Here is a 21,774-nt window from a genome sequence, read left to right as displayed (position 1 = left end):
GCACAGGTCTTGCTAAAACGGATTTATTGAATTTTTAGAGTGGCAAACCATTTAGGGGTTAAATAATCAATGAAAAAAGCCAACTTCGCTCCACCTAGCACTTCGCCAAAAGCGAGCAAAACCATACTTAAACTCAGTACACTCAGTTTAAGTATGTTGTGTTTAACCATGACTCACGCTGCCGAGGCTGAGTTACCCTCAGAGGAAAAAGCAGCCAAAGTCGTAAAAGTTGCGGTCACAGGTTCGTCAATTAAAGGTGTTGCAGCACAGAGTGCCTCGCCCATTACAATTATCAAAGCCGACGACCTTGCCAAACAAGGCGTAACCACCGTTGAAGAGGCTTTAACCAAAGTCAGTGCTAACCAAGCTGGTTTTGCTACCGCACAAAATGTTGGCGCCAGTAATACCGAAGGTTCATCAGCAAATCTACGTGCATTGGGTACGGATAAGACTTTGATTTTACTCAATGGCCGTCGTTTGGCCTATAGTCCTTTTAGTACATCAACAACCAACCTGAATATTATTCCAATGGCTATGGTTGATCGCATTGAAATCCTTCGTGATGGAGCTTCTGCAATTTACGGTGCAGATGCAATTGCAGGTGTAATCAACTTTATTACCAAAAAATCCTTTGAAGGATTGAATATTAGTGCAGGTTTGATCCAACCTGAAGAAAGTGGTGGCGATAAGCAGGATGTCTCTATTTTTGGTGGTTATGGTGATTTAGAAGAACAAGGTTTTAATGTCATGGGCGTCATTGATTACCGCCGTTCAAATGACATTATGGCAAGAGATCGTAAAGCCAGTAAAAGAGGCGGCATTCTGCCTGAGCTAGGAATTGATGCAAGTTCAGCCAATGGTTTTCCTGCCAATTTTCGTGATCCGAAAACAGGAAAACTCGGCAACCCTTATGCAAATACAGGATGTAATAATGCGCCAAATACAGTTGCAGATGGTGGGCTGTGCTATCTAAATACACAAGCATTGATCGGTATCGTTCCCAAATCAGAAACAATTTCTGCACTCGGACGCGGCACATTCAAATTAAATGACAATTTTAATGCCATTGGTGAATATATTTATTCACGTAATGAAGTTACAACCTCCATTGCACCTGATGTTTACAGCCGCTCCGTGACACTTCCCTCAACAAGCCCTTATTACCCTGGAAATGGTATAACCCCTGCTGTAAGTGGTTTAAGTGGAGAACCTTTAGAGCTTTATTTACGTTCACAAGCGGGCAATCGTATATCCAATCCTGTCAATGAATCACATCGAGCGCTAATTGCTTTAGAAGGTGAAGCTTATGGATGGGATGTTAATACGGGTATTTCCTATGCACGTAGTGAAGCAACCGATGGTTTTGCAGGTGGCTATCTCAATCAAAGTCAAGTACAAGCCGCGTTAAATGGAGGGAAACTTAATCCATTTGGCCCAAGTGCGGATCAAAATATATGGCAATCCTTCGAAGTTAAAGGCGATACCAATAAAGGCACCTTAACTGCAACGACATTTGACTTTAATGTCAGTCGTCCAATCTATACCCTTCCAGCTGGTGATGTCGGTTTTGCATTCGGCGGAAGCTTTAGTTCTCAGGACTGGAAAGCCAATGTTAACTCAGACATTGTAAGACAAGTCCCAGGTAGTGGAATTGATCCAGACAAGCCTGAAAGTAAGGGCAAACGAGATATCACAGCCGTCTTTACTGAGTTACACATTCCTGTTACCAAAACATTAGAAGCCCAACTTGCCGCCCGCTATGACAAATATAGTGATTTTGGTGATACTTTCAATCCTAAAGTTGCCTTCCGTTGGGAACCTTTAAAACAGTTAATGTTCCGTACTTCCTACAGTACAGGTTTTCGTGCACCAAGCCTGTATGACATCAATGCACCTCAGAGTAAAACCTATACAGGAGCGAAATACAACGATCCTGTACTTTGCCCAAATGGACAAGCAATCTCAGACCAATATAAGACTGAATGTAATACACAATTTTATCGTACTCAGGGCGGAACCAAGGGTTTACAACCAGAAGAATCCACCTCGATCACTGCTGGTTTTGTAGTAGAACCGATTAAGAATCTTGTTTTCTCTGCCGACTATTACAACATCAAAATTGATGGTCTGATTAATAGTATTGGTGAAGCCATGATTTTTGGTGATCCAGAAAAATATGCAGATCGCTTCATTCGTGGAGAAGATGGCCGTCTCCAATATATCAATAGTGCATTAACCAATATGGGTGGGGTTAAAACCCAAGGGATTGACCTTGCTTTAAATTATCTCTCTCCAATGACTGTAACAGGTCGCTTTGGCTTTGGAATTGATGGAACTTATATTATTAATTATGACCGACAAGAAGAAAAAGGTGGAACTTGGGACAGTTATGCAGGCAAATACGATGACCCTGCAATTTTACGTTGGAAGCATGTTGCCAATGTAAATTGGAGCTATGAAAACTGGAAAATGGTATTCGAGCAAGAATTCTACCGAGGTTATAAAGACCAGAATGAAACGGGTGATGATAAATTCGACAACCATCGTGTTAGTGACTATACCCTGTATAACATTTCAGGAACCTATAAAGGTTTTAAAAATCTAGAGCTTACCGCAGGTATAAAAAATATATTTGACGCAGAACCATCCGCATCAAATGTATTAGACAACTTCCAATATGGTTACGACCCCCGCTACAGCGATGTAATTGGTCGAGCATATTTCCTGAGAAGTACCTACAAATTTTAATGTGTTTCGCCACTACGACATGATATTCCTTCTGTCGTAGTGGTTCACCGTAATCCTCTGATTCATCAAAAATTAACGCGGTCCGTATCAATTTTTTAATTGATCCCCTCCTCCAAACGACGATGAATCCATGATTACAATTTCAGGAGTAATTATGGGCATACCCTTTTCTGAGAATGAAAATCAACCTGCCAAACGCCTTGTTGGTATTGGTCTGGTGTTATTTCTACATCTCATTATCGCCTATATTCTGATGACAAGTTTAGCGACCGACTTTACCAAGCCTGTCGATAAGCCTGTAGAACTACAGATTATTCAGGACATCAAACCACCACCACCTCCAAAACCAGAGGAACCAAAAGAAAAGCCACCTGAACCACCGAAAATGGTAGAGAAAGTGGCCAAAATGCCAGACCCACCAAAACAGGTGGAGAAAGTCACACCTGTGCAAAAACCAGCACCAGCACAGCCAACCAAAACAGCAGTTGCGACCCCAACGCCTGCACCTGCAACACCAAGCCCGAGTCCAGTTGCCGCACCCGTAGCCTCGGCTGCACCTGCAGCCCCTGCCAAACCAGCAGGGATTTCACGCGGTGTTTCTGAAGGCGAAGCGGGTTGTCAAAAACCTGAATATCCACGTGAAGCCTTAATGAATGAAGAAGAAGGTACGGTGCGTATTCGTGTATTAGTGGATGGTTCAGGCAAAGTCATTGACTCAAAAGTTAAAAAATCGAGTGGCAGTAAAAGCTTAGATAAAGCAGCGATTAAAGCTTATAGCCTGTGTACTTTTAAAGCAGCGATGAAAGACGGTGTACCACAACAAGAATGGTACGAAATCGAATATCCATTCACGATTTCCTAAATAAATGCATTGAACAAACAAATTTTTGGAGAGTTTAAAGATGAAAAACACAGCAAAACGTATTTCACGAATCGCAGCAATTGGCCTCATCGCAGGTACGACCTTACTTCCTGTGGCAACAGTGTGGGCCGATGAAGCCACGCAAACCACAGCAGTCACAAGTGTGAGTACAGATGCCACCACATCAGCGACTCCAACACCACCACCGTTACCTGCAACAGCTGAAAAAGTACACAACCCTTATGGTTTAGAGGCACTCTGGCGTGAAGGTGATTTAGTTGCAAAATCGACTTTATTTATCTTAGTGCTGATGTCTATTGGCACGTGGTACATCATTCTGTCTAAAGTTTTTCAGCAAAGTAAAATCAAACGTCATGCCACTGAAGCTGAACGTAACTTCTGGGAAGCGGAGTCTTTGAATAGTGCAGCCGACAGCTTAAATGCAAACAGTAGCTATCGTTATATTGCAGAAAAAGGCATTCGCTCGACCAAACACCATGACGGTACTTTATTAGAACGTATTGATTTCAATACATGGGTGACCATTTCAATTCAGCGTGCCATTGAAAAAGTACAAAGTCACCTCAGTAATGGCCTAGCCTTCCTTGCAACGGTAGGTTCAACAGCACCATTTGTCGGTTTATTCGGAACGGTTTGGGGGATTTATCACGCACTGACTGCAATTGGTATTTCAGGCCAAGCATCCATTGATAAAGTGGCTGGCCCTGTGGGCGAAGCATTAATTATGACTGCGATTGGTCTTGCGGTCGCAGTTCCTGCTGTACTGGGCTATAACTGGTTAACCCGCCGTAATAAAGCCGTGATGGACAATGTTCGTTCATTTGGTTCAGATCTACACGCTGTCTTACTCAGTGGTGACTTAAACGGCAATCACCCAAACCGTGATTCTAAATAAGGAATAACACTATGGGCATGATGATTAATTCAGATCAAAGTGATGATGATGTCATTGGAACGATTAACACGACGCCGCTAGTCGACATCATGCTGGTGCTGCTGATTATCTTTTTAATCACAGTTCCAGTGGTCACACACACGGTTCCCGTAAAACTACCTGAAGAAAAAAATACACCTTATGCCACTACACCACAGAATATCCAGCTCTCAGTGAATAAAACAGGCGATATTTTCTGGAATGAACAACATGTTGCGAATAAAGAAACTTTACTTGCTCGTTTGCAGGCTGAAGCGCAAAAACGTCCGCAGCCTGAAGTTCATATTCGTGGCGATCAACTAACCCATTACGAAGCAATTGATCAGGTGATTAGTACAACTCAGCAAGCGGGTATTGGCAAAATTGCATTTGTCACCACCCCACCTGCGACTTCGCCATAACAGGAGGATCACATATGGGTATGAAAGTGGGTTCAAAAAATGATGAAGAAGATGTGATGCTCGACGTCAACATGACACCATTGATTGACGTCATGTTGGTGTTGTTGATTATGTTCATTATCACCATCCCAATTCCGAACAATGCCATTAACATCAACTTACCGAATGGTACACCGCCGCCACCAACGGATCAGAAACCACCAGAAACGATCAACCTGCGTGTCGATGCACAAGGGCATATTTTCTGGAATGATCAGACCGTTGCAGACCGTCAGGCACTCAAGGTTTTATTCGAATCTGTGGCTCAAAAAGCTGATCAGGATCAAATTAAATTTAAGCCTGATGCACAAGCGGAGTATAAAAATATCGCGATGGTCATGGCCTTGGCTCAACAAACCAATGTCACTAAAATCGGCATTGTCAGTAATAACTAAAAAACGAGAACAATAAATTAAATCCAATAACAACTAACTTACTCCTGCGCTAACAAGTTCGTTTGTTAGCTTTTTTTATTTTATTTCAGTGATCACGATAGGAATCAACTTGCTGCTTACTTTATAGCCTTGGGGTTTATTATTACAGGCATTCCCTGTGACTGTAGTCTGAACTACATAAGGGGCATAAGGCATGACATTTAAATAGCCCGAATTATCACGACCCGTTCGGCAATCCTCTGCACCTAATTTGTCATCATAACGTCCGTCATAGGAAGATTCTTCGACCTCTGCAATCAACTTACTCGTCCATTGATTTAAATAAACCAGACTTTTACTCGACTCAACAGTCCCCTGTCCTGAACCTGCACTTTCAAATTCTACCAGTTGAATCGGTTTACCTTTATAAACAGTGGAATGTACTGTGAAGCTATTCGATTGACCGCCAAACTCTTTTAGGATTCTCGCCTGCTTTAATTTTGGACGGGTTAACACATAGCCTGCCCAAAAATTACGTCCCGCATTTTCAAAACTCACACCTGATAGATAAGCTTCTTCTCCCGAGATCAATTTCACTGCTTCGGTAGAATCGATCTGAATGGCTTGAGGTGGGTTGGCATTTGAATCCTGAAAGTTAGTAATCCAACTAATAATAGTTTTATCTGTTGGTACAGCAGCATGAGTTGACGAGATTAGGCCTGATAGACAGAGGGCTATAAAAATAAAATTATTTTTATTCATTGTTAGTCACCTTAAATTTATTAGTTAAATAGCTTCCAAAATCTATTAGCTATCGTGACGGCGGCATGGATGCCGCCCGTAGGGCTGCGGTATAAGGATATACCGTCAGCCCTACAAAGGATTTTTGTTACTTTTCATCCTTGAAAAGTAAGATCATGCAGTATTCATTTGAGAAAACTCGGGAAGACACTGCGGTTCCCCCTATTGAATAAGATTCTAATTTAATGAATTAAATTAGAATTTTTCCAATTCAATCCATTGAGCATCAGGAAAATGCTTTGCTAAATAAGTCTTTAAATAATCTGCGGTATCTTTTGAAATAAGCGGGTCTTTCGACTCATCCTTTAAGTTATACACCAAGGCATGCAAGCTCAAACCACGCTGCTTTAGAGCCTCTAAACTTAACAAAGTATGATTGATACTTCCTAAACGCCCAGAAGTCACCAAAATCACAGGAAATTGATGTTGCACAATATAATCAATGGTCAACAGTTCAGTGGTTAAAGGCACCATCAAACCACCCGCACCTTCCAAAAGCACCACATCAAAACGCTGGGCAAGTTGTTTAGTCGCAGCTTCAATCTTGGCAAAATCTAAATCTCGCCCGTCCAACCGCGTTGCTAAATGGGGTGAAGCCGGATAAGTAAAAATTTCAGGCATGGTCAGTTTGTCATGGTCTTCTTGAAACCAGCCACTACCCATAATTTCACGATGCTTTTCGATGTCCTCAGATACGTCCACATTCCCCGTTTGCACCAGCTTTTGAGTAATGACACGTTGCCCCTGTTCTGTCCAGAGCTTGGCGAGATAGCCTGTGGCATAAGTTTTACCAATCTCAGTATCAATACCACTGACAAAATAAATTGCTGCACTCATGCTGTTCTCCGCGCAATCACATAAATCGGATGATAAGTCAGACTAAAACCCTGCTCATCATGAAACTGTTCATAATCTGAATAAAATTTCTGCAAGGATTGCTTGGTCCAGCGATGTGACCTTGCTGTTGCGGTCACACCTGTCGCCTTTAAATGCTGCAATATGGATTTGGGATGATCAAAATAACGCTGCTTATGTTGTTCTTGTATTAACAGTATTTCAAATTCTTGTTGTTCAAGCTGCTGTTGCAAAGTATCCAAATCGACATAATTTAAACCTTGTCCTGTTAACTGCTTAATTTCGGTCAAATTGTCAGGGCCAAAGGTAGAAAAACAAAAATAGGCATTCGGTTTTAACGCAGAATGAATCCGTTGTAATAAAGCAGCTAAGTCAATCATCCATTGCAAAGCAGAACTGGAGATCACCGCTTCTAATCCACTGGGTAATTCAAGCTGTTCAATATCACCAATCAACCAATTAATATTGTCGACGCTTAAAAAATGCTGCTCTACATCTTCATACAAGTCATTTAAAAACAGTTGCTCAACTTGAAAATGAGACTGAAACAAATGGGTTAAATTGCCTGAACCGCAGCCGATCTCAAGGACAGAGTCTAAAGATTGCGGACAATAGACTTTGAGATATTCAAATAGCTGTGCACTAATCTGCTTTTGTATAACCGCATGCTCAACATAGCTTTGCCCTGCTTTGGCAAAACGCTGTGCAACCAGTGCTTTATTGATACTCACAAACACTCTACCAATTGTTCCAATTCATTTTTTTGTACCATAGACGTTAACGAGATACGTAAACGTGAACTATTCTGCGGTACGGTCGGTGGTCGTACCGGCATCGCATAAAAACCCTGTTGCTGGACAAAGCACGCCTTTTCAATTGCAGCTTGGCTTTCCCCAACAATAATCGGAATAATATGGCTACTCGACGGGCTTGAAAAACCTTTTGCAATCACCGCCTGCTGTAAATATTGACTGATTTCAGCCAAATGCTGACGCTGTTGTTGCATGTTCAAAACTTTGTTAAAGATAAAATCAGACCATGCCATCGAAATTGGAGGCAATGCGGTACTAAAAATCAATGGACGCATTTTATTGATGAGATAGTCACGGATGATTGGATCACAAATGATATAGCCACCCACCGACGCAATCGCCTTACCAAAGGTTCCAACCAAGAAATCAATCTGATCCAGCACCCCATATTGCTCGGCACACCCCAGACCTTGCTCACCTCTTACACCAATGGCATGCGCCTCATCAACATATAACATGGTTTTGTTAAAACGCTGCTTTAACTGAGCCAACGCAGCTAAATCAGTTTCATCACCATCCATACTAAATATGCTTTCTGTCACCACAATAATCCGTTCAACTTGCTCATCTTGATGATACTTTTGCAATAATTGTTTCAGATGTTGCAAATCATTATGTCGATAACGCACATATTGAGCGGTCGATAATCGAATCCCATCAATCATACTGGCATGCACCAATTTATCAGCCAGAATCACAGTTTTACTATCCGCCAAAGCAGGTAAGATACCGATATTCATGTGATAGCCACTATTAAAGAGTAAAGCAGCGCGACCAAATGCTTTGCTTAGGCTATTTTCAAATTGTTCATATTCTGCAAAATTACCAGTCAGTAAGCGCGAGGACGATGAACTAAATAATGCACGTTCGATTTTCACTGTATCGAGAAATTCTTCTCTTAAACTTAAATCAGCGGCTAAGCCCAAATAATCATTGGATGCCAAATTCAACATGGTCCGATCTTGGATGGTTATCCATTTTCCCTGCTGTTGATTTGACGTAAATTGACGAAAATTCCCGTGTTGTTTGAGCTGGTCAAGCTGCTCGACATAATGATCAAGCAAGGACATTGGCATTGTCTCCCTGCATGCTTTTCACTACTTCGATCAACTGTGTTAATAAATAGTGTAGTTCATCATCGCTAATCACATACGGCGGCATCACATAGACCAATTTTCCAAATGGTCGTACCCAAATGCCACGTTCTACAAACTGTTGCTGTAAGGTTTTCATATCAACATTGGCGGTTAACTCCACCACCCCAATCGCACCTAAAACCCGTACATCTGCAACATGGTCAAGCTGAGCTAAATCCGTTAATTGTTCAGCCAGAATCTTTTCAATCCGTTGAATATTCGCTTGCCAATCTTGCTCAACCAATAATTGGGTACTTCTCAAGGCAACAGCACAAGCCAATGGATTTGCCATAAAGGTGGGGCCGTGCATAAATACACCCGCTTCACCACGACTGATGGTTTCAGCTACCTGCTTGGTGGTTAATGTTGCGGATAATGTCATATAGCCACCAGTCAAACCTTTACCGATACACATAATATCGGGTTCAACTTGTGCATGTTCCCAAGCAAACATTTTGCCTGTCCGCCCAAAACCTGTTGCGATCTCATCAAAGATCAACAATAAATTATATTGCTCACATAAAGCTTTGGCTTGACGTAAATATTCAGGATGATAAAAACGCATGCCGCCCGCACCTTGTACAATCGGCTCAATAATCAGTGCAGCAATGCTGTGATGATGCTGTTCAATCTGCTGTTTCAGTTCCTGAATATCTTGCGGATCCCATTCTCCATCAAATCGACTTTGTGGCGCAGGGACAAAAATTCGATTCGGTAAACTTGTACCAAAAATCTGATGCATCCCTGTGACTGGATCACACACAGACATCGCATTCCAGGTATCGCCATGATAACCAGAACGAGTAGTAATAAAATTGGTTTTCTCTGGTTGATTCAACGCAACCCAATATTGCACTGCCATTTTTAAGGCTACTTCTACTGAAACCGAGCCTGAATCTGCATAGAAAATCTTATCTAAATTGGGCGGCGTAATCTTTAATAATAATTTGCCTAATTCAATCGCAGGTTCATGGGTCAGACCACCGAACATGATATGCGCCATGTTCTGTAATTGATCTGAAACCGCTTGGTTCAGTTCAGGATGGTTATAGCCATGAATCGCACACCACCATGATGACATGCCATCAACTAAAGTTTGCCCATCTTCTAGTTCGATAGTCGCACCATAGGCACGTTTGACTTTAAAGGTTGGCAGTGGATTTAACATCGAAGTATAAGGATGCCATATATGTTCTAAATCAAATAAATCTGTCATCCTTTACTTACTCCTCATCCTAAGCCAACTAAATTCATGGCAATGTCTACGATCATGGAGGCGGCATGGATGCCGCCCGTTAAGCTGTGGTACAAGGATGTACCATCAGCTTAACAAATGCCTTTCTTGCAAAGCTTCGCTTCTCATTTGGGCGAAACCAAAGTAAGTCTAGCTGAAAGCTTATCCAGAAATTAAAACTCAGCACGACTCCACCCTAACAACTATAAAATCTGTATGTGCAATCTTAAACTTGTCAAAATTTAAAATAAATTGCGAGAACTCTCAATTCAAGCAAGATTAAACCTTCTCATTCATAAAATCCTCAATTATTTGCACAGTCTGCTCAAGCATAAAGCACGGAAAACCATGTGAAGCGCCTTCAACAGAAACCGCGGATAAATTCTTTGCAGATAAATCCTGAATATTCTGTATAATTTGGTAAGGAACTAAAGCATCATGCTCCGCAAACACATGCAACTGTCTCCCCAGATAATTTTTATACATTTCAACCAGATTTAATTTTTCTAATAACTGCAGACCCTGCTTCAATAATGCAATCGGTTGTGGACGAATTAATTTCTGCATGACTACGAAGTCTTTTTTTGCCGAACTTGCACCTTGACAGACCAATAAGCCAAATCGTTTTAGCGTGGTAATCGCATCCTGTTCAAATGACTGCTTGAACTGCATAAAGGTTTCTACAGACATGGCTGCCGACCAATCTGATTGAACAACAAAACAGGGATTTGAAGCTAAAGTGATTAAAACTTTCTGTTGAGCATATTGTTGTTGTATTTGATTGGCCAAGATTGTTGCCAGTTGTCCACCAAGCGACCATCCGATAATCACATCAAACTTCACTGCAAGTTCGACATGCTGTTGTAAAACGTCATCATTCAAGGCATTAAAAATATCAATCCGCTCAACGACATGCCCTTGTTGTTCTAAGGCCTCATGTAACGGTTTTAATAATTCAGCACCACCGCCCCATCCCGTAATCAGTAAAATCTTATGTTCCACACTTTTACCTAATTATTCACACTTGCTCCGAAGTATAACCTGTTTCGTTCTCATCATTATTTTCCAAATCAATCAATAATTTTGCAGGAATTATTTGCTCCCAATGCTGCTTAAACTGTTGATGAACTTTATCAATTTCAAAGGAACTATTTCTTGCCGCCTGTTGCGCCTGAGCAATATCTTTAGCACGCATATAAGCAAGCAAATAATGTTCACCATTCAATTCAAGTTGAAACCACGATTCCACTTTCACACCTTCAGCTTGAAGCGTTTCAATTGCTTCCGCCTTACGTCGCTCAATTTCTTGCTGCCAAGCATCGACCTCAGCCTGCCTATTTGTTTTTAATTTAATGAGAACTGCGCCAACATCCATTGATTTACCTTTTCTTTTTTTAAATCACTATTCAATTTAAATATATAAAGCAGATCAAAATTCTGTAAAGAATTTTCTAACACATTCAATTTCTAAATTTGCTAAAGTATGTGCTATTACACTTTGAGAATAGAATGATGAATACGATAAAGTCCAAAGTTCTAGTGCTATGCAGTTCACTTTTTTTACTCAGCGCACCCAGCCTAAGTACAGCGCAAAGCACCTTATTTTCTAAGCAAGATAACGCACAAAAAGAATGGGTTGGACAATCGGCGCCAGATTTTAAACTGCAAGATCAAAGTGGCAAATGGCATACCTTGAATCAATATAAAGGCAAATGGGTCGTCTTGTATTTTTATCCTAAAGATAACACCGCAGGCTGTACCCAAGAAGCCAATCAGTTTAAATCGCTGTATCCACAGTTCTTAAAATCGAATGCGGTTGTACTCGGTGTGAGTCTGGATGATGTCGCATCACATCAAAAATTCTCAGAAAAACTTGGTTTACCGTTCCCAATTCTTGCAGATGATAAAGGCGAACTTGCAACTAAATTTGGCATTGTCCGAAACTTAGGCATTGCTAAAATTGCCAAGCGGGAAAGTTTTTTAATCAATCCTCAAGGTGCAGTGATGTATCACTATACCAGTGTGAATACACAGACTCATGCGGATCAAGTGTTGAAAGATTTAAAAACATTGCAAACCAAATAATCTTTTCAAATACGGTTCAATCAACCTATTGATCAATAGCCTAGTTCACATTTCTGAGACTAGGCTTTTTTATGAACATACTTTAAAAATCAATCCCAACCGAATCATCAATCGGGTTTTGATCGAGTGTAAATACAGTCCGTTGATATGGAATACCTTCCAGATCATAGACCTGATAAACACAATCAAATAACAGCTGTAAGTCTTCGCTACGATCCATTGCCCGTGCAGTCAAAAAAATTGGGCTAACCGCGCCATTGTCCAGAATCGGAATATAATTCAAATGTGGAAAGCGAATGGTATCAGCACTAGCAGGAATCACACACAAGCCTTCACCTGCTGCGACCAAACCTAAGGCCAATTGAATTTCTCGCACTTCATGCATATTTTTCGGCACTAAACTATGCTCAGCAAAGATATTCAGAAGCTGAGTCGAAAAATTAGGCTTTGGAGAGGTCGGATACATAAACATCTTTTCATCAATTAGATCAGCCAGATATACCCCTTCTGTCCGCTGCGCAATCGGATGGCTGGTATGTGCCGCCACAACCAAACGCTCTTTACGCAACAAAATCCGTCTTACCGCAGGATCACTAATCCTCAAACGTCCAAAACCCACATCAATTCGGCCTTCTTTTAAAGCTTGTAGCTGCTCCGTGGTGCTCATTTCCACCAGTTGAATATTTAAATGAGGTTGCTGCTGCCGAAACAAATAGATGATTCGAGGTAACAATCCATACAGTAACGACCCCACAAAACCAATCGTCACACTGCGTTCAATCAATCCAATGCGTTTGGCCATACTCTTAATTTCTTCAGCATTAGACAAAAGTTTAATCGCATGCTGATAAAAGAAATGCCCAGCAGGCGTGGTCTGTAAGGGTCGGCTGCCTCGCTCAAACAGTTGAATTCCAAGTTCTCCTTCCAAGTTTTGAATCTGCCGACTCAAAGGTGGTTGAGCAATAAATAGTTTTTCTGCTGCCTTGGTAAAGCTTTGTTCTTCAACAACCGCTACAAAATACCGCAAATGACGTAGTTCCATGAGGTTTCCATACCTTTAAGATATATAAAAATATAAATTCAGTCTTAGACACAGTTTACTCATTCTTTTAAGGTATAGACAAGGGATAAACCGATGAAATATGAATCGCCCCGCTGAGATTGCTGCCTGTATTCATCATTATCGGTTCAAGCCAAAAGCCCCACACAGAATTTAACCCTTTAGGATATCGAGATACTTTCGAGAGCATCTCGGTGACTTCCACAGATTTGGAAAGTCGGAGAACGGACATGCCACGTATTCCTGTAATCAATACCAGCCACCTTGACCGTATTGATGAGTTACTTGTAGACAATATCGACACGGGTGAATTTAAACTTCATCGTTCAGTGTTTACCGATCAAGCCTTATTTGATCTCGAAATGAAATATATTTTCGAAGGCAATTGGGTTTATCTTGCACACGAAAGCCAAATTCCCAATAACAACGATTTCTACACCACACATATTGGTCGTCAACCAATCATTATTGCCCGTAATCGTAATGGCGAACTGAATGCCATGATCAATGCCTGCTCACATCGCGGTGCACAACTCTGTCGTCATAAGCGCGGTAACAAGGCCACCTATACCTGCCCTTTCCACGGCTGGACCTTCAATAACTCAGGTAAATTGCTCAAAGTCAAAGACCCAAGCGAGGCAGGTTATTCGGATTGCTTCAACCAAGATGGTTCGCATGACCTGAAAAAAATTGCGCGTTTTGAGAATTACAAAGGCTTCTTATTTGGCAGCCTCAATCCAGATGTGCCATCACTTGAAGAATTCTTAGGTGAAACCAGCAAAATTATCGACATGATTGTTGATCAATCTGAACATGGCCTAGAAGTTCTGCGTGGTACATCGTCTTATACCTATGAAGGTAACTGGAAGCTGACCGCTGAAAATGGTGCTGATGGTTACCACGTTTCAGCAGTGCACTGGAACTATGCCGCAACCACACAACACCGCAAAGAGACACAAGCTGCCGATAATATTCGTGCCATGAGTGCTGGGTCTTGGGGTAAGCAAGGCGGCGGTTCTTATGGTTTTGAAAATGGTCATATGCTGCTTTGGACACAATGGGCCAATCCTGAAGATCGTCCGAACTTTCCGAAGGCAGAAGAATATACCGAGAAATACGGCGCTGCCATGTCGAAATGGATGATCGAACGCTCGCGCAACTTATGCCTCTATCCAAACGTCTATTTGATGGATCAGTTCGGTTCGCAAATTCGTGTATTGCGCCCTATTTCAGTCGATCGCACTGAAGTCACGATTTACTGTATTGCACCGAAAGGTGAAGCCCCAGAAGCACGTGCACGTCGTATTCGCCAATACGAAGATTTCTTTAATGCTTCTGGTATGGCCACGCCTGATGATCTGGAAGAATTCCGTGCCTGTCAGGCAGGTTATGCAGGCATCGCGCTGGAATGGAATGACATGTGTCGTGGTTCAAAACACTGGATTTATGGCCCTGATGATGCAGCCAATGAAATTGGTCTCAAACCGATGCTGAGCGGGATCAAAACCGAAGATGAAGGTTTATATCTGGCGCAACATCAATACTGGCTGCATACCATGAAACACGCCATTGTCGCAGAGAAGGAAATCGCAGCTCAAGGAGAAAACGCATGAATATTCAAGACAAAACCAGCTTGGAAAATATTGCCCAGTTTCTCTATCGTGAAGCACGTTTTTTAGATGATGAGCAATGGGATGACTGGCTGAATTGCTATGCCCCAGAAGCCAGTTTCTGGATGCCCGCTTGGGATGACAATGATCAACTCACCGAAGATCCACAATCTGAAATCTCACTGATTTACTACCCAGATCGCCAAGGTTTGGAAGACCGAGTATTCCGTATCAAAACCGAACGCTCCTCTGCCACCATGCCCGATACCCGTACTTGCCACAATATTGCAAACGTTGAAATCGTAGCGCGCGATGGAGATAAACTCACGGTTCGCTTTAACTGGAATACCTTGAGCTTCCGTTATAAAACCACCTATAGCTACTTTGGCATGTCACGTTATGTGATTGATTGTTCTGGTGAAGAACCAAAAATCCTAAGCAAATATGTGGTGCTTAAAAATGATTACATCAATCAAGTGATTGATATTTACCACCTCTAAAAATAGGTCTCCTCAGTCAAACGGACTGTTGGCTGAGGTCCCAAATTAAAATTATTTTGTAGGATACGTCTCATGTCAAACCACAATGTAGCCCTTCAATTTGAAGATGGTGTGACACGTTTTATTAGTGTCGCTCAAGGTGAAACCCTATCCGATGCAGCTTATCGTCAAAAAATTAATATTCCTCTGGACTGTCGTGACGGTGCCTGCGGTACCTGTCGTGCCTTCTGTGAATCTGGTAGTTACGATATGCCAGAAGAAACGTATATTGAAGATGCCTTGACGCCTGAAGAAGCGGAACAAGGTTATATTCTAGCGTGCCAATGTCGCCCAAGCTCAGATGCAGTCTTTCAGATTCAGGCCTCCTCTGATGTCTGTAAAACTGAAATTCATAGTTTCCAAGGGACTTTGGCCCGCGTTGAAAATCTATCTGATTCCACCATTACCTTTGATATTCAACTGGATGAAGGTCAACCCGATATTCATTTCCTTGCAGGGCAATATGTCAATGTTGGTATTCCAGCAACGGGTGAAACCCGTTCATATTCCTTTAGTTCCAAGCCTGGCAATCGTTTAACAGGCTTTGTGGTTCGTAATGTCCCAAACGGTAAAATGAGCGACTTCTTGAGTCAAACCGCACAAGCTGGCGACAAGATGACCTTTACCGGGCCATTCGGTAGCTTCTATCTCCGCAATGTCACTCGTCCTGTTCTTATGCTCGCAGGCGGTACGGGTATCGCTCCTTTTATGTCAATGCTACACGTACTGGAAGAAAAAGGCTCAACCCAACCGATTCGTTTAGTGTTTGGCGTAACCAACGATTTTGATCTAGTCGCTTTGGAAAAATTAGCTGAATTACAAGCTAAATTCCCTTGGTTTGAATATCGAACTGTGGTTGCACATCCAGATAGTCAACACGAGCGTAAAGGCTATGTCACAGGACATATTGAGACTGAATGGCTAAACAAGGGCGATGTCGATATTTATCTGTGTGGTCCTGTGCCAATGGTCGAAGCAGTCCGTGGTTGGTTAGATGCAGAACACATCAAACCTGCCAATTTCCTATTTGAAAAGTTCTCTGCGAATTGATGCTTACTGGAGAATTATGTATGTCTCAAGCACAAAGATTTAAGCATAAAGTGGTGATTGTGACTGGCAGTGCTCAAGGCATTGGCCGCGGTGTGGCGCTACAACTGGCTGCCGAAGGTGCGCAACTGATTTTGGCAGATCGTTCTGATTATGTCGAAGAGGTATTGGCTGAAGTCAAAGCATTGGGTGCTGATGCCATGACCATCCAAGCCGATCTGGAAAGCTTTGTAGGTGCACAAGCGGTTGTTGCAAAAGCGATTGAACATTTTGGTCGAATCGATGTATTGATCAACAATGTCGGTGGCGCAATCTGGATGAAACCTTTTCAGGAATTTTCTGAAGAAGAAATTATCAAGGAGGTCAATCGCTCGCTGTTTCCAACGCTCTGGTGTTGTCGAGCGGTTTTACCTGAAATGATCAAGCAACAGGCGGGTGTGATTGTGAATGTTTCCTCGATTGCCACGCGTGGGATTAACCGTATTCCCTACTCGGCAGCGAAAGGTGGTGTCAATGCGCTGACGGCATCGCTGGCCTTTGAACATGCCAAAGATGGAATTCGCGTCAATGCCATTGCCACAGGTGGAACTGAAGCACCGCCTCGCAAAGTGCCTCGCAATAGCAATCCACTGAGCCAAAACGAAAAAGACTGGATGCAACAGGTGGTTGATCAAACCATAGACCGTACATTTATGGGCCGTTATGGCAGTATTGAGGAACAGGTTAAAGCCATTGTCTTTCTTGCATCCGATGATGCATCTTATATCACAGGCAGCGTCATCCCCGTCGGAGGTGGAGATCAGGGTTAGTCCTGATCTTTTTCGTTTCGGATGAGCAAGGAGGCCATCATCCCATGACAACTTTACTCAAAACATTAAAACAGGATTGGTCTATTTCAGCCACGGTTGCAGGCTTTCTGGCGGTGCTGATTTCCTATTCTGGCCCACTGATCATTTTCTTTCAAGCAGCGCAACGCGCCAATGTTTCTACCGAAATGATGGTGTCATGGATTTGGGGTATTTCCATCGGTGCGGCAGTTGCAGGGATTTATCTCTCAATAAAATATAAAACACCCGTTATTACCGCATGGTCTGCACCGGGTACCGCATTATTGGTGACACTATTTCCTGACATTTCGCTGAATGAAGCAGTCGCGGCCTATATCACTTCTGCGATTGTGATTTTCCTCATTGGAATAACAGGCTATTTCGACAAACTCCTAAAGTGGATTCCACAAGACGTTGCTGCGGGCATGATGGCGGGTATCCTGTTTCAGTTTGGGATCAATTTATTTACGGCATCAGATAGCATGCCTTTGATTGTATTCAGCATGCTGATTGTGTTTCTGATTGCAAAACGGCTAATGCCTCGCTATACCATGATCTGGGTATTGGCAGCTGGTATTTCACTCAGTTTATTCTTGGGAAAAATGAATCCTGTAGAAGTGAGTTTTCATCTGGCAATTCCACAATGGATCAGCCCCGAATGGACGTGGAACTCCACCTTAAATCTGGCACTGCCCTTGATTTTGGTCAGCCTGTCAGGTCAGTTTTTGCCGGGTATGGCAATCATGAAACTGAGTGGTTATGACACGCCAGCCAAACCCATTATCAGTGCAACCAGTATCGCGTCTTTAGCGGTTGCCTGTGTTGGTGGTATTACCATCGTCCTCGCCTCGATTACCGCGGCATTATGCATGGGTAAAGATGCACATGAACTGAAAGAAAAGCGTTATATCGCAGGGATTGCCAATGGGATTTTTTATATTCTCGGCGGACTGTTTGCTGGCAGTATTGTTATGCTATTTAGTTTATTGCCAAAAGAACTGGTTGCGGCTTTGGCAGGCTTAGCCTTACTGGGAGCGATTGCAACAAATATCACTGCTGCCATGCAAAATCCTCAACACCGCGATGCTGCACTGATTACCTTTCTTGCTACCGCTTCTGGTATGCATTTTCTAGGCTTAAGTTCGGTGTTTTGGGGGATCTGTATTGGGATCATTGCTCATCTTATTCTCTCTCAATCCTCTCCAGTACAATCGACCAAAAGCAACTCATAAATACACAATCTTGCTGCTTGCTGGCGAATAAAAGAGACTTTGATCATGAAGTTAAACTTTTAAGCGTCAGCAATCCATTTCAAAAAACTCGCCTTTAAATATAAAATCTTCTCCCTAAATAAAATTTTCTGTATTTTTATCTCAACAACTCAAATAAAAATATCTACTTCATTAAAAACAGAGGGTTTATTTACCTCATGATTTCCCAATTTAAAAATCAGCTAAAAAGCCATAAAAAATCATCAAAATTCTCACTATTTAATATTTAATTCAATTTTAACAGCCAATCAAAAAATTAAATTTAAACAATAATTATCAATACTTTATATTAATAAAATCACAATACTTTAATGACATAAAGATATATCAATTAGGTTTTTGACTCCGACTCAATAACAAAATAGCTTAATAAAAAATAACCTGTACTTCACAAATCGGAGGTGAAGCAATGGACACAAACAAGGTCAATATTAATGACATTATTGATAAAGCTCGTTTTGCAGCTTTTCATTGGAAAGTCTTAATTTGGTGTTTAATCATTATTATTTTTGATGGATACGATCTGGTGATTTATGGTGTGGCGCTGCCATTACTGATGCAGCAATGGTCACTCACTGCCGTGCAAGCTGGATTGCTTGCCAGTGCAGCCTTATTCGGAATGATGTTTGGTGCCATGATTTTTGGCACGCTCTCAGACAAACTGGGCCGCAAAAAAACCATTCTGATCTGTGTCACTTTATTCAGCGGATTTACCTTTCTCGGTGCTTTTGCCAATAATCCAATTGAATTTGCAATTTTACGTTTTATTGCAGGCTTAGGCATTGGTGGTGTAATGCCGAATGTCGTGGCCCTGATGACTGAATATGCGCCTAAAAAAATTCGTAGCACCTTAGTTGCATTGATGTTTAGTGGCTATGCGATTGGCGGTATGAGTTCAGCCTTACTTGGTGCATGGTTGGTCAAAGATATGGGTTGGCAAATCATGTTTTTAATTGCAGGCATTCCCCTGTTATTGTTACCTGTGATCTGGAAATTCCTGCCTGAGTCTCTGGCATTTTTGGTGAAATCCAATCATCACGATCAAGCCAAAATGATCGTCACTAAAATTGCACCTGAAACTGAATTAACCAGCAATACACAACTGATCCTCAATGAAAGTACCACCACCGAGGCACCTGTCCGTGCACTGTTCCAGCAAGGTCGTACCTTTAGTACTTTCATGTTTTGGATTGCCTTCTTTATGTGTTTATTGATGGTTTATGCATTGGGAAGCTGGTTACCAAAACTGATGTTACAAGCAGGCTATTCTTTGGGTGCCAGCATGTTATTCCTATTCGCACTGAATATTGGAGGCATGGTGGGCGCAATTGGTGGCGGTGCACTGGCAGATAAATTCCATTTAAAACCTGTCATTACCAGTATGTTCGTGATTGGCGCGGCTGCCCTGATCTTGCTTGGTTTTAATAGTCCACAATTTATTTTATATAGCTTAATTGCGATCGCAGGTGCAGCAACCATTGGCTCACAAATTCTACTCTATACTTTTGTCGCTCAATTCTACCCTACTGCATTACGCTCAACAGGCATGGGCTGGGCTTCAGGCATTGGACGGATTGGTGCCATCATTGGCCCTGTCTTAACAGGTGCCTTGCTCACCTTTGAACTGCCTCACCAAATGAACTTCCTCGCGATTGCCATCCCGGGCATTATCGCAGCCTTTGCCATCTTTATGGTCAATTTAAAAGCCTCAGTGGCAGCACAATCTGCACCGAACTTTAATACACAAGCTTCACTTACTCAGCAATAACACGAGGTGCGCCGAGGACTGGCGCATCACATTTGGATATGGATTATGACATCATTACAACGCCTGAGCCCACATTGCTTAACGGTCTCTACATTGCTTTTAATGGGAAGTTTTTACAGCCCGCTACTTGCTGCTGCAGAATCGACTCAAACTGCTCAAGATGAATGGAAATTTACCCTGAAGAATGCCTATATCAATCGAGACTTTGACAATCCAAATCTCAAAGATACTGGCAGTTGGTCCCAAGCAGCATCCTTATTTTATAAATCCAAAATGCAGGAGACACCACTGCAAATCGCAGATAAGCCGATCACCATTGGTGCAGATGCTTCGGTGCAATATGCAGTGCGTTTGAGCCAAGATAAACATGTGGCTGATACAGTCCTGCCGTTTGATATTCAGACACAATCACAGGCATCTGACTATTTAAAATATGGCGCTACTTTAAAATTGGGCTACGACAAAACGTTATTGAGTGTGGGCGAACTTTGGTTGGATTTACCCGTGACAGCGGTGGATAGTAGCCGTCAGTTACTCACCTCTTATTGGGGGACAAATTTAAAGTCACAAATTACTGATCAGCTATATGCCGAAATAGGAAGAATCGACAAAGTCTCACCACGGAATGAAGAAGATTTTAAAAAGTTTTCCTTTACCTCGAATGGAAAAACCATTTACTCAGAGGGTTTAAATTATCTGGATCTGCGCTATCAGCTCACACCATCCTTGAAGGCGGAATACTATTTTGGCAATTTAGAAGACTTATATAACAAGCATTATCTGGGAGTAGACCATCAGTGGAAACAGCCTAATTTTAGTCTTAATTCCAGATTTAAATATTTTAATGCCAAGAATGATGGTGCTAACTTCGATATCGATGCTCAAAATATTGGTTTGCTTGAAATGCTGAAAGTGAACAATCAGTCTTTTGGTTTGGGTTATCAGCAAATTATTGGTGAGTCGGCTTATCCCTTGCCTGATGGTTTCTTGCCTGAGACCTATTTTATTAACTGGAACGCAACGGGCTTCTTCAAAAAAAACGAAAAGTCTTATCACATGATGTATGGCTATGATTTCAAGAACTATGTTCCTGGTTTCAATGCTATGGTGAAATATGTCTATGGTCATGATTTTAAAGCCGCCAATGGTGAAAAAAATCATGAATCTGAATCCAATATTATTCTCAACTACGCATTCCAACAGCCTTCTCTCAAAGGTTTTTCGCTACAGTACATCCGGATTGACTATAACGTGAAACATGGCAATGACTTTGGTGAAGACCGCCTATTTGTGAACTACAGTAAAAAATTCTAAACCTTCATTTCAGCTTTCTATTCTTTCATCATTTTG

General features: G+C 41.9%; 21 protein-coding genes. 13 read left to right on the top strand and 8 right to left on the bottom strand.

Annotation, left to right across the window (positions count from 1 at the left end; genetic code table 11):
- Positions 1–69: 69 nt before the first annotated feature.
- From F887_RS13635 to F887_RS13655, 5 genes are all read left to right on the top strand, one after another.
- The gene (locus tag F887_RS13635) at positions 70–2,748 is read left to right on the top strand and encodes a TonB-dependent receptor (protein WP_005292170.1); all 2,679 of its coding nucleotides are present in this window, start codon (positions 70–72) and stop codon (positions 2,746–2,748) included.
- Between the two features lie 154 nt (positions 2,749–2,902).
- Positions 2,903–3,610, top strand: coding sequence for a TonB family protein (locus F887_RS13640; RefSeq protein WP_005292169.1), 708 nt, complete (start codon positions 2,903–2,905; stop codon positions 3,608–3,610).
- 40 nt (positions 3,611–3,650) lie between these two features.
- Positions 3,651–4,526, top strand: coding sequence for a MotA/TolQ/ExbB proton channel family protein (locus F887_RS13645; protein WP_005292167.1), 876 nt, complete (start codon positions 3,651–3,653; stop codon positions 4,524–4,526).
- Positions 4,527–4,537: 11 nt separating this feature from the next.
- A complete protein-coding gene (locus F887_RS13650; protein WP_005151095.1) occupies positions 4,538–4,966 on the top strand; it encodes an ExbD/TolR family protein in 429 nt (142 codons plus the stop codon).
- Between the two features lie 14 nt (positions 4,967–4,980).
- Positions 4,981–5,400 carry an ExbD/TolR family protein gene (locus tag F887_RS13655; RefSeq protein ID WP_005292165.1) on the top strand — a complete coding sequence of 140 codons (420 nt, stop codon included), beginning with the start codon at positions 4,981–4,983 and terminating at the stop codon, positions 5,398–5,400.
- A 75-nt stretch (positions 5,401–5,475) separates the two neighbouring features.
- Here the strand turns inward: F887_RS13655 and F887_RS13660 are convergent, their stop codons facing one another.
- From F887_RS13660 to F887_RS13690, 7 genes are all read right to left on the bottom strand, one after another.
- Positions 5,476–6,141: a hypothetical protein gene (locus F887_RS13660; protein ID WP_005292162.1), complete on the bottom strand. Its 666-nt coding sequence runs from the start codon at positions 6,139–6,141 to the stop codon at positions 5,476–5,478.
- Positions 6,142–6,375: 234 nt separating this feature from the next.
- The gene (bioD, locus tag F887_RS13665) at positions 6,376–7,017 is read right to left on the bottom strand and encodes a dethiobiotin synthase (protein ID WP_005292160.1); all 642 of its coding nucleotides are present in this window, start codon (positions 7,015–7,017) and stop codon (positions 6,376–6,378) included.
- Complete coding sequence (bioC, locus tag F887_RS13670; protein WP_005292158.1) at positions 7,014–7,766, bottom strand: malonyl-ACP O-methyltransferase BioC; 753 nt, start codon at positions 7,764–7,766, stop codon at positions 7,014–7,016. Before bioC ends, bioD begins: the two co-directional genes overlap by 4 nt.
- Entirely contained in the window at positions 7,763–8,917 is a 1,155-nt protein-coding gene (locus tag F887_RS13675) for an 8-amino-7-oxononanoate synthase (protein WP_005292155.1), read from the bottom strand. The genes bioC and F887_RS13675 overlap by 4 nt, the downstream gene beginning before the upstream one ends.
- Positions 8,904–10,199, bottom strand: a complete 1,296-nt coding sequence (gene bioA / locus F887_RS13680) for an adenosylmethionine--8-amino-7-oxononanoate transaminase (RefSeq protein ID WP_005292153.1) — start codon at positions 10,197–10,199, stop codon at positions 8,904–8,906. The genes F887_RS13675 and bioA overlap by 14 nt, the downstream gene beginning before the upstream one ends.
- A gap of 297 nt (positions 10,200–10,496) precedes the next feature.
- Positions 10,497–11,219 carry an alpha/beta hydrolase family protein gene (locus tag F887_RS13685; protein WP_005292151.1) on the bottom strand — a complete coding sequence of 241 codons (723 nt, stop codon included), beginning with the start codon at positions 11,217–11,219 and terminating at the stop codon, positions 10,497–10,499.
- A gap of 16 nt (positions 11,220–11,235) precedes the next feature.
- Positions 11,236–11,592, bottom strand: coding sequence for a DUF6176 family protein (locus F887_RS13690; protein WP_005292150.1), 357 nt, complete (start codon positions 11,590–11,592; stop codon positions 11,236–11,238).
- A 134-nt stretch (positions 11,593–11,726) separates the two neighbouring features.
- Here F887_RS13690 and F887_RS13695 point away from each other — a divergent pair, with 134 nt between their 5' ends.
- Positions 11,727–12,302, top strand: a complete 576-nt coding sequence (locus tag F887_RS13695; protein ID WP_005292148.1) for a peroxiredoxin — start codon at positions 11,727–11,729, stop codon at positions 12,300–12,302.
- 82 nt (positions 12,303–12,384) lie between these two features.
- On the opposite strand, the gene F887_RS13700 is transcribed toward F887_RS13695, so the two are convergent.
- Positions 12,385–13,344 carry a LysR family transcriptional regulator gene (locus tag F887_RS13700; protein WP_005151112.1) on the bottom strand — a complete coding sequence of 320 codons (960 nt, stop codon included), beginning with the start codon at positions 13,342–13,344 and terminating at the stop codon, positions 12,385–12,387.
- A 248-nt stretch (positions 13,345–13,592) separates the two neighbouring features.
- On the opposite strand from F887_RS13700, the gene benA reads away from it, so the two are divergent.
- From benA to F887_RS13735, 7 genes are all read left to right on the top strand, one after another.
- Complete coding sequence (gene benA / locus F887_RS13705) at positions 13,593–14,975, top strand: benzoate 1,2-dioxygenase large subunit (RefSeq protein ID WP_005292144.1); 1,383 nt, start codon at positions 13,593–13,595, stop codon at positions 14,973–14,975.
- Positions 14,972–15,472: a benzoate 1,2-dioxygenase small subunit gene (benB, locus tag F887_RS13710; RefSeq protein WP_005292142.1), complete on the top strand. Its 501-nt coding sequence runs from the start codon at positions 14,972–14,974 to the stop codon at positions 15,470–15,472. Before benA ends, benB begins: the two co-directional genes overlap by 4 nt.
- 72 nt (positions 15,473–15,544) lie before the next feature.
- Entirely contained in the window at positions 15,545–16,561 is a 1,017-nt protein-coding gene (gene benC / locus F887_RS13715) for a benzoate 1,2-dioxygenase electron transfer component BenC (protein WP_005292139.1), read from the top strand.
- Between the two features lie 20 nt (positions 16,562–16,581).
- A complete protein-coding gene (gene benD, locus F887_RS13720; protein ID WP_005292136.1) occupies positions 16,582–17,367 on the top strand; it encodes a benzoate diol dehydrogenase BenD in 786 nt (261 codons plus the stop codon).
- 44 nt (positions 17,368–17,411) lie between these two features.
- The gene (gene benE, locus F887_RS13725; RefSeq protein ID WP_005292134.1) at positions 17,412–18,617 is read left to right on the top strand and encodes a benzoate/H(+) symporter BenE; all 1,206 of its coding nucleotides are present in this window, start codon (positions 17,412–17,414) and stop codon (positions 18,615–18,617) included.
- Positions 18,618–19,065: 448 nt separating this feature from the next.
- Positions 19,066–20,424 carry an aromatic acid/H+ symport family MFS transporter gene (locus F887_RS13730; protein WP_005292131.1) on the top strand — a complete coding sequence of 453 codons (1,359 nt, stop codon included), beginning with the start codon at positions 19,066–19,068 and terminating at the stop codon, positions 20,422–20,424.
- A 102-nt stretch (positions 20,425–20,526) separates the two neighbouring features.
- Positions 20,527–21,738, top strand: a complete 1,212-nt coding sequence (locus F887_RS13735; RefSeq protein ID WP_228129833.1) for an OprD family outer membrane porin — start codon at positions 20,527–20,529, stop codon at positions 21,736–21,738.
- Positions 21,739–21,774: the final 36 nt, after the last annotated feature.

The sequence above is a fragment of the Acinetobacter sp. NIPH 2100 genome (genome assembly GCF_000369805.1).
Classification (GTDB): Bacteria; Pseudomonadota; Gammaproteobacteria; order Pseudomonadales; family Moraxellaceae; genus Acinetobacter.
The sequence above is the reverse complement of the archived record's forward strand: the minus strand, read 5'-3'. Positions and strand labels throughout refer to the sequence as shown.